This is a genomic window from Amycolatopsis sp. cmx-4-61 (assembly GCF_046548775.1).
Taxonomy (GTDB): Bacteria; Actinomycetota; Actinomycetes; order Mycobacteriales; family Pseudonocardiaceae; genus Amycolatopsis.
Genome location: NZ_JAEBEI010000039.1, coordinates 24,840 through 32,415, shown reverse-complemented (window position 1 = coordinate 32,415; position 7,576 = coordinate 24,840). Strand labels below are relative to the sequence as shown.

At 73.9% G+C, this 7,576-nt stretch carries 6 protein-coding genes and 1 other RNA gene; 3 read left to right on the top strand and 4 right to left on the bottom strand.

The genetic code is table 11. The annotated features are described in order from the left end of the window. Nucleotides 1-172: 172 nt before the first annotated feature. The 4 genes from rnpB to ACLJOU_RS46345 all read right to left on the bottom strand — a co-directional run bounded on the left by rnpB (nucleotide 173) and on the right by ACLJOU_RS46345 (nucleotide 3,319). Nucleotides 173-577: RNase P RNA component class A (rnpB, locus tag ACLJOU_RS46360), an RNA gene on the bottom strand. 20 nt (nucleotides 578-597) lie between these two features. Then, the gene (locus tag ACLJOU_RS46355) at nucleotides 598-1,833 is read right to left on the bottom strand and encodes an NAD(P)/FAD-dependent oxidoreductase (RefSeq protein WP_410575684.1); all 1,236 of its coding nucleotides are present in this window, start codon (nucleotides 1,831-1,833) and stop codon (nucleotides 598-600) included. Next, nucleotides 1,830-2,642, bottom strand: coding sequence for a ferredoxin (locus ACLJOU_RS46350; RefSeq protein ID WP_410575683.1), 813 nt, complete (start codon nucleotides 2,640-2,642; stop codon nucleotides 1,830-1,832). Before ACLJOU_RS46350 ends, ACLJOU_RS46355 begins: the two co-directional genes overlap by 4 nt. 8 nt (nucleotides 2,643-2,650) lie before the next feature. After that, entirely contained in the window at nucleotides 2,651-3,319 is a 669-nt protein-coding gene (locus ACLJOU_RS46345; RefSeq protein WP_410575682.1) for a DUF4142 domain-containing protein, read from the bottom strand. Between the two features lie 238 nt (nucleotides 3,320-3,557). On the opposite strand from ACLJOU_RS46345, the gene ACLJOU_RS46340 reads away from it, so the two are divergent. The 3 genes from ACLJOU_RS46340 to ACLJOU_RS46330 are packed head-to-tail and all read left to right on the top strand — an operon-like array spanning nucleotide 3,558 to nucleotide 7,421. Beyond that, nucleotides 3,558-4,136, top strand: coding sequence for a sigma-70 family RNA polymerase sigma factor (locus ACLJOU_RS46340; protein WP_410575681.1), 579 nt, complete (start codon nucleotides 3,558-3,560; stop codon nucleotides 4,134-4,136). Further along, the gene (locus ACLJOU_RS46335; RefSeq protein WP_410575680.1) at nucleotides 4,133-4,540 is read left to right on the top strand and encodes a hypothetical protein; all 408 of its coding nucleotides are present in this window, start codon (nucleotides 4,133-4,135) and stop codon (nucleotides 4,538-4,540) included. The genes ACLJOU_RS46340 and ACLJOU_RS46335 overlap by 4 nt, the downstream gene beginning before the upstream one ends. A gap of 31 nt (nucleotides 4,541-4,571) precedes the next feature. Further along, a complete protein-coding gene (locus ACLJOU_RS46330) occupies nucleotides 4,572-7,421 on the top strand; it encodes an AAA family ATPase (protein WP_410575679.1) in 2,850 nt (949 codons plus the stop codon). Nucleotides 7,422-7,576 lie beyond the last annotated feature (155 nt).

Sequence of the window (7,576 nt, the reverse complement as noted above, 5' to 3'; positions counted from 1 at the left end):
TGAGGGGTCGACACGCGTGATTAAGGGGTCGACACGCGTGATTGAGGGGTCGACACGGCTCCGGGCTGCCGGTTCCGCCGTGTCGACCCTTCAGTCACGCGTGTCGACCTCCTGATCACGTGTGTCGACCCTCTGATCACGCGTTATCCGGCGGGCGCGGGTCGGGTGGAGGCGGACGAGCTGGCATGTAAGCCGGATCCTGTTCCCCGGTCGCCTTGCGGCTCGCGGGGCGGCGGCCATCCATCTCGGCCTGCCGTCGCCGGCAGGCTCCAGCGGCCTACCCGCAGGCTCGGACGGGCCGTCCTCGAACGCCTGCGCAGGAGCCCGGGGGCTCCCTCTTGGCCTTGCTCCGGGTGGGGTTTACCTAGCCGTCCCGGTCGCCCGGGACGCTGGTGGTCTCTTACACCACCGTTTCACCCTTACCCCCGGCCGGCCGAAGCACAGCCGGGGGCGGTCTGTTTTCTGTGGCACTTTCCCGCGGGTCACCCCGGGTTGCCGTTAGCAACCACCCTGCCCTGCGGAGTCCGGACTTTCCTCGAGCCGGGTCGCCCCGGCTCGCGACCGCCCTGCCAGCTCGTCCGCCGGCTGGATCGTAGCTCAGTGACCGGCCACCGCCCCGGTGTGGTGGCGGGGCCGGGCTTCGGGCGGCGGCTCGGCGGGCGCCGGGTGCTGGCGGGCCAGCTCGGCGGTCCAGTGCAGGACGGCGGCGGGGCTGTCGAGGCCGATCAGGCCGACGAGCCGGCCGTGGCGGACGAAGCCGGTGATGGGCCGGGTGCCCGGGACGGGCGATTCCAGCAACACCGTGTCCGTCGCGAGGGACGGCCGTCCGGCGACCTGGATCCGGACGCCGTGCTGCTCGGACCAGTAACGCGGCACCGGCGTGTAGGCCCGGGACCCCTGGGGGCCGGTGAGCAGGTTCTCGGCGGCGGCGCGGCTCATCTCGACGGCGTTGAGCCAGTGCTCCTCCCGGTGCGGGGTGGGGTCGAAGCGGAGGTTGGGCCAGCGGGCGACGTCGCCGGCCGCGACGATCGTCGACGAGCCGACCACGTGGCAGGTCGGCGCGCAGACGACGCCGTCGTCCAGCGGCAGCTTGGCCCCGCGCAGCCACGACACGGCCGGGACGCTGCCCACGGCGACGACGACGCAGGCGACCTCGGCGGCGCGCCCGTCGGCGAACTCGAGGCCGACGTGCGTGGGTGCCGGCCGCCAGCGGCGGATCGTGGTACCGAGCTCCAGGCGGACGCCGCGGGCGGTGTGCAGCGCCGTGAGCCAGTCGCCGATGTCGGGCCCGAGGACGTCGGCCAGCAGGGACCTCGCGCGGCCGAACAGGATGACCTCCCGGTTCATCTCCCGCAGGCTGGAGGCGACTTCGCAGCCGATGAAGCCGTCCCCGATGACGGCGACCGGGCCGGGGTTCGTGGCGAGGGCGCGCTTGAGGGCGATCGTGTCGGCGAGCGTGCGGACGACGACCACGCGCGGGTGGCCGTGCGGCGCGCCCGGCATCCGGCGCGGTTCGACGCCGGTCGCGATGATCAGGCCGTCGTAGTGCAGCTCTTCGTCGCGGAGGTGGACGACCTGCCGGTTCGGCGAGAGCGCGGTGACCGGCGTGTCGAAGCGCCATTCGGCGTCGACCTCGAGGGGGTCGGCGAGCAGCGTGTCGGCGCGGCTGACCGCGCCGGTGAGCAGCTGCTTGGACAGCGCCGGCCGGTGGTAGGCGATGTCGGGTTCGGCGCCGAGGACGACGACTTCGCCGTCGAACCCGAGTTCGCGCAGCCGTTCGGCCGCGCGCAGGCCGGCGAGGCCGGCTCCGGCGATGACGATGCGTTCGCTCATCGGGTGGCTCCCAACAGGTGGATGGCTCGCATGGGGCAGGCGCGGGCGGCGGCCTGGACGTCGGGCACCAGCTGGGCACCCGGGCGCTTCTCGTACGCGAGCTGCCCGTCCGGGCCGAGCCGGAACACCTGGGGCGCCTCGGACTGGCAGACCCCGTAGGCGTGGCAGCGCTCGCTGTCGACGTCGACGCGCACGGTGGCCGGTGCCGGCTCGGCCCCGGCGGGCGGCGGTGCCACCAGCCCGGCGCGAGCCAGCACCGCCGCGGGCAGCACGCGCAGGGCCGACAGCAGCACCGGCGGGACGAGCAGCGTGATGCCGGCGAGCCAGACGACGGCGAGGTGCCCGCTCGCGATGGCACCGAGCCACGCGTGCACGGCGAGCAGGCCGATGGCGAGGTAGCCGGCCTGGTGGAACCGCAGCCAGCGGCCTTCGCGGGCGCCGCGGCGCAGGCCCGCGGTCACCGACACGGCGATCACGAGCTCCAGGCCGGCGATGCCGAGGGCGTGCCGCGGGGTGCCGTCGTAGAAGGGGAGGAGCAGGTCCGCGACGCCGAAGGGGTCGTCCTCGAGGAAGAGGAAAGTCAGCCCGTGCAGGGTGCCGGTGGCGAGGGTGACCGCGGCAAGCGCGGCGTGCCCGGTGCGGATCGCGTCCTGGCCGCTGAACCGGCGGACCCAGCCGGTGGCGGCCAGGACGCCCCAGCACAGCGTCAGGCACATGCAGAGGTAGGTGAGGCGGCCGGACAGCGCGGCCGCCTCGGCGACCCCGGTGTCGTGCGGCGACACCGGGACCAGCGCGGCGAAAGGGGACATGGGGCGGCTTACCTCCGGGTGCGCGGCGCGGGCCTGCCGGGGGTTCCGAGCAGGCGGAGCAGGCCGAACGTGGCGACGGCGGCGAGGGCCACGAGAACGGCGCCGAGTGCGATGGCGCCGCCGCCGAGGGTGTCGTCCTCGGTGGCGGAGACGAGCAGGGACGTGGTCTCGGCGAGCCCGGTGCTCTCGAGCAGCGTCAGGTGCCCGAGGGAGGTGTCGACGGCGGTCTGGGCGAACGCGCGGACGTCGTCGTCGCGGGTGCCCGCGCGGACGTCGGAGGCGAGGCCGAAGAGGGTGCCGTACTCGGCGCGGAGGCGGTTGACGTAGGCGCGGTCGAACGCGTCGCCGGAGTCGGCGGCGATCTCGTCCGCCCAGGAGCGCTCCTGGGCGGTGGGCTCCCCCGGCAGGGTGACGGCGAGCCGGTCCGCGACCGCGCGCAGGGCGACCTCGAGGCGGGCCTGGTCGTCGGCGATGCGGCCGGCGACGGCGCGCACGCGCCGGTTGGTGGCCCGCTCGGCGGCGAGCCTGCTCGACGGCACGGCCCACAGCGTGTGCTGCTTGAGCCGGGTCAGCAGGACGCGGTCGGCCTGCTGCAGTTCCCCGGCCGCGGCCGGCACGGCACAGCCCAGCACGAGCGCGGTCGCGGCGGCCAGCAACGCCACGAATCGGAGCGGCATCCCCGTTGTCCCTTCGCAGAGGAGTCCTCACCTCCTGTTACGGCGAGAAGGGGCGATCCGGTTCTCGGCTTCACCCTTTGGTTACCTGTGACGTGTATCACAAGACGCATTGTCAACCGGCCGTCGTCGATGCTGCGTCGAATTGAGTCCGGAAACTAATGCATATGGCCTATTAAGTGTTTTTGCGCTACGCTCCGATGACCCCACGGTCCGCCAGTCAGGTGAGGTTGCGAGCTTTATGGAAGAGCTGGGAAGAGAAAGCCGCGGCCGCGTCGGCTACGCCTCGTCCGCCACGGCGGTCGACCCCGGCTCCGCCGCGAACGACGACCTCGTCCCGTTGCTCTACAAGGACTTCCGCGCGACCCTGTTTGCGCAGGTCCTGGCCCTGACCAACCACGACCGGCAGTGGACCGAGGACGTCGTGCAGGAGACCATGATCCGCGCCTGGCAGCACTCCGACACGCTCGAACGCGAGCCCGGAATGCTGCGCGGATGGCTGCTCACGGTGGCCCGGCGGATCGTCATCGACGGCTGGAGGAATCGCCGCGTCCGCCCGCAGGAGGTCGCCCTGGAGATCCCGGAAAACGCCGAGTCCACAGACCGCACGGACAGCTCGTTAGCCGCGCTAACGATTACGCGGGCATTGCGGGAACTGGACGCGAAATACCAGTCCGTCATCTACGAGACGTACCTTGCCGGAAACACGGTTCGACAGGCCGCGGAAATTCTCGGAATTCCCGAGGGAACCGTCAAATCGCGGTTGTACACGGCGATGCGGCAATTGCGGAAGGCACTCGGGGAAGTGACGATCCGATGAGGGCCCGGAAGGGGGACGCCGCGGCCTACGGGCTCGGCGTCCACGACGATCCGGACGGGTTCGAGGCCCACCTGCGGGACTGCGCCCGCTGCCGGAGCCGGGTCGCCGGGTTCACCCCGGTGGCCGGCGCGCTGGCGGAGGCGGTGCGCCTGGGCTACCTGCCCCCGGGCGACGGGGCGGCCCGGCGCCGGAAGCCGGCCGGCCCGGCCGCGCTGCAGGGGCCGGCGGCCGGCCCGCTCCTGCTGCTCGCGCTGGGCGTGGCCGCGTTGACCCTCTGCGGCGCCCGGCCGGCCACGGGGAAGATCCGGTTCGCATCCGCTGCGTCCATCGTCTCCCCTGGTCAGGTCGTCGCCGGCCCCGGCCGCGGGCCGCGGTCACTCCCGTGGTCGGCCGGTTTCCAGTAGTCTGCCCCAACCCAACATGAAAGTCCTTACGGTGGATACCGAAGTAAATCCCGAGCACCCCGGCAGCGGGGCTTCGGTACCGAAGCGTCCCGCCCCGCGGCTCCCCGGCCGCGAGCCCGAGCTCGGCCGCCTGACCGGTCTCTTCCCGGTCGTGCTGGGCGGCACGGCCGCGAGCGCCGTGCTGGCCGGAGAGTTCGGCATGGGCAAGAGCGCCACCCTGCGAACCGCGGCGGCGCTGGCCGCGGACGCGGGCTTCACCGTCGCGATGGCCACCGGGTCGCGGCTGGAGAGCCACCTGTCCGGCGGGATCGTCCGCCAGCTGGCCGACGCGCTCGAGGAGCCGGGAGCGCCCCCGCGGCCGCCGGTCACCGAGCTGTGCGGGGTGGCGGGCGAGAGCGAAGCGCTCGACCTCTTCTTCCGGATCGTCCGCGACGCCACCGAGCGGGGTCCGCTCTTCCTCGGCATCGACAACATCCACCTGGCCGACGCCTGGTCCATGCGGTGCCTGGCCTACGTCCGCAACCGCGTGCTCGACCTGCCGGTGCTGCTCGTCCTGACGTCGGTCGTCGGCTATCCCCCGCACCGCGAGGTCGCGCTGCTGGACATGGTGGGGAGCACGCCGGTCACGACCACGCTGAACGGCCTCGGCGACGCGGCCGCGGCGGAGATCCTCGGCCTCGCCCCCGGGGAGCTGGCCTCCGCCTGCCGCGAGGCGACCGGCGGCAACCCGGTGCTGCTGCAGGCGCTGCGGCCGCGGCTGCTGCCCGGCGCGGACCCGCACGAGCTCGGCTCGTCGCTGATCGGGCAGGTGCTCACCACGCGCGTGCAGGAGTTCCCGCACGCGCCGGCCATCCTGCACGCGGCGGCGATCCTCGGCGAGGACGCCGGCTTCGACCTGCTGGCCCGGCTGGCCGGCGTCGACGAGCTCGACGCGCTGCAGGCGATCGACACCCTCGTGCGGCTGCACGTGCTGAACAACAGCGACCAGCCGACGCTGACCTACTCGTTCGTCCGCAACTCGCTGCTCAAGGACATGCCGCAGACCACGCGGGCGGTCAACCACTCCCGGGCGGCGAAGCTGCTGACCGAGGCGGGGGCGCCGCCCGAGCGCGTGGCCGCCCACCTGCTGGAAGCGACGTCGATCCGGATCCCGTGGGCGGTGGACGTGCTGCGGCTGAGCGCGCGCGACGCCGTGTTCTCCGGGCGGCCCGAGCTGGCCGCCCGGCACCTGCGGCGCGCGCTGGAGGAGCGGCTCACGTCCGGGCGCCGGATGGCGGTGCTGCTGCAGCTGGCGCACGCGGAGTTCCAGTTCGACCCGCCCGCCGCGGCGAAACGCGTGCGGGAAGCCGTCGACACGGTGGGCAACCGCGAGACCGCCGCGTACATCGCCACGGCGATGCTGCTGTCGCTCTGCGGCGGCCAGGACGCCCGGCTCGGGATCAGCGCGGCGGGCCAGATCGCGGCGCGGCTCGACGCCGGCGGCCCGGACGCCGTGTGGCCGCTGCTGTGCATGACCTACCTCGCCGAGGCCGGCAGCCGGCTCGGCCCGCCGCCGGAGTTCCGCGACTTCGAGGAGCAGTGGGCGCCGCTGACCGACCCGGCGGCCCAGCGGAGCCGCTCGGCGCTGCTGGCGCTGGACGCCGTCCGCAGCGGCGAATCGGCGCAGGACGCCGTCGGCCACTTCGCGGACGCACTGTCTGACGCCGGGGCTTCGCCCCGGGCCGGGGGCTCCGCCACCCGGACCCCCCGGGCGGTGACCGGCGACGACGGCGAGCTGTTCGAGCAGCACTACTTCTTCACGCTGGCGACGGCGGTGCTCGCGGACGAGCCGGCGCACGTCGACCGGCTGTGCCGGGTCCTCGACGTCGAGCGCGAGCCGTGGGACGTGCACGTGCCGCACGGCGCGCTGCCGACCCTGGCCCGCGGGATCGCGCTGCAGGCCAGCGGCGACCTGCAGCGCGCGAGCGTCCACTTCGAATCGCTGCTGCGCCGGTTCGACGAGCGCGGCGGCACGACGACGTGCCCGGTCGGCGTGCTGTGCGCGGCCAAGCTCGTCGAGTGCTGGGTGGACCTGGGCCGGTTCGAGGCGGCGACGTCCCTGCTGGACCGGATGGACTTCGTCGCCAGCCAGGGCCTGTTCACGCACACGTACCTGCTGTACGCGCGGGGCCGCCTGCGCGTCGCGACGGGCTACACGCGCTTCGGCTTCGAGGATCTGCTCAGCTGCGGCCGCCGGTTGGCGCACCACGGCATGCGGTTCCCGGGGTTCGTGCCGTGGCGCGCGCACGCGGCGCGGGCGGCGCTGGCCCTCGGCCAGGCCGACGACGCGGCCCGGCTGGCGGAGGAGGACATCAACGCCGCGGCCCGCTGGGGCGCACCCCGGCCGCTGGGCACGGCGCTGACGACGCTGGGCCTGGTCCGCGAGGACGACGAAGCCGAGCGGGCGCTGCAGAAGGCGATCACGACCCTGCGGACATCGCCGTCCCGATTGCAGCTGGCGACGGCGCTGACGGAGCTGGGGACGCTGCAGGCGCGCCACGGCCAGTCGGAGAAGGCGATCGAGACGCTCCGGCAGGCGGTGGAGCTGAGCGAGCAGTGCGGCGCGCGCCCCCTGGCCCGCCGGGCGGCGGAGGAGCTGCGGTCGGCGCGGCGGGCGCTGACGCCGGCGAAGGACAACGAGCACGGGCTGACCCGCCAGGAGAACCGCATCGCGGTGATGGCGGCGCAGGGGCTGACGAATCGGGAGATCGCGACGGCCCTGCACCTGACGCGGCGGACGGTGGAGCTGCATTTGTCCGGGGCGTACCGGAAGCTGGGGATCCCGGGGCGGGCGGAGCTGGGTGGGGCGCTGGCGAAGTCTTCGCAGCGGGTGGACCGCTGAGCTCGCACGGGGTGGCCGCTGACCTCGCACTGGGTGGCAGCTGAGTTGAGGCGTGGGACGGCTGGGCGCTTGCGGGGCGATGGCCGTGGCGCTCGCGGGGTCGGAGGCGGCCGGGCTGAGGCGCCAGGTGCAAGTCGATAACCGCTCAACTCGGC

What these genes read in the sequence shown, in the direction of transcription:
- ACLJOU_RS46355 (WP_410575684.1), bottom strand. Translation starts at nt 1,833, where the DNA reads ATGAGCGAACGCATCGTCATCGCCGGAGCCGGCCTCGCCGGCCTGCGC.
- ACLJOU_RS46350 (WP_410575683.1), bottom strand. Translation starts at nt 2,642, where the DNA reads ATGTCCCCTTTCGCCGCGCTGGTCCCGGTGTCGCCGCACGACACCGGG.
- ACLJOU_RS46345 (WP_410575682.1), bottom strand. Translation starts at nt 3,319, where the DNA reads ATGCCGCTCCGATTCGTGGCGTTGCTGGCCGCCGCGACCGCGCTCGTG.
- ACLJOU_RS46340 (WP_410575681.1), top strand. Translation starts at nt 3,558, where the DNA reads ATGGAAGAGCTGGGAAGAGAAAGCCGCGGCCGCGTCGGCTACGCCTCG.
- ACLJOU_RS46335 (WP_410575680.1), top strand. Translation starts at nt 4,133, where the DNA reads ATGAGGGCCCGGAAGGGGGACGCCGCGGCCTACGGGCTCGGCGTCCAC.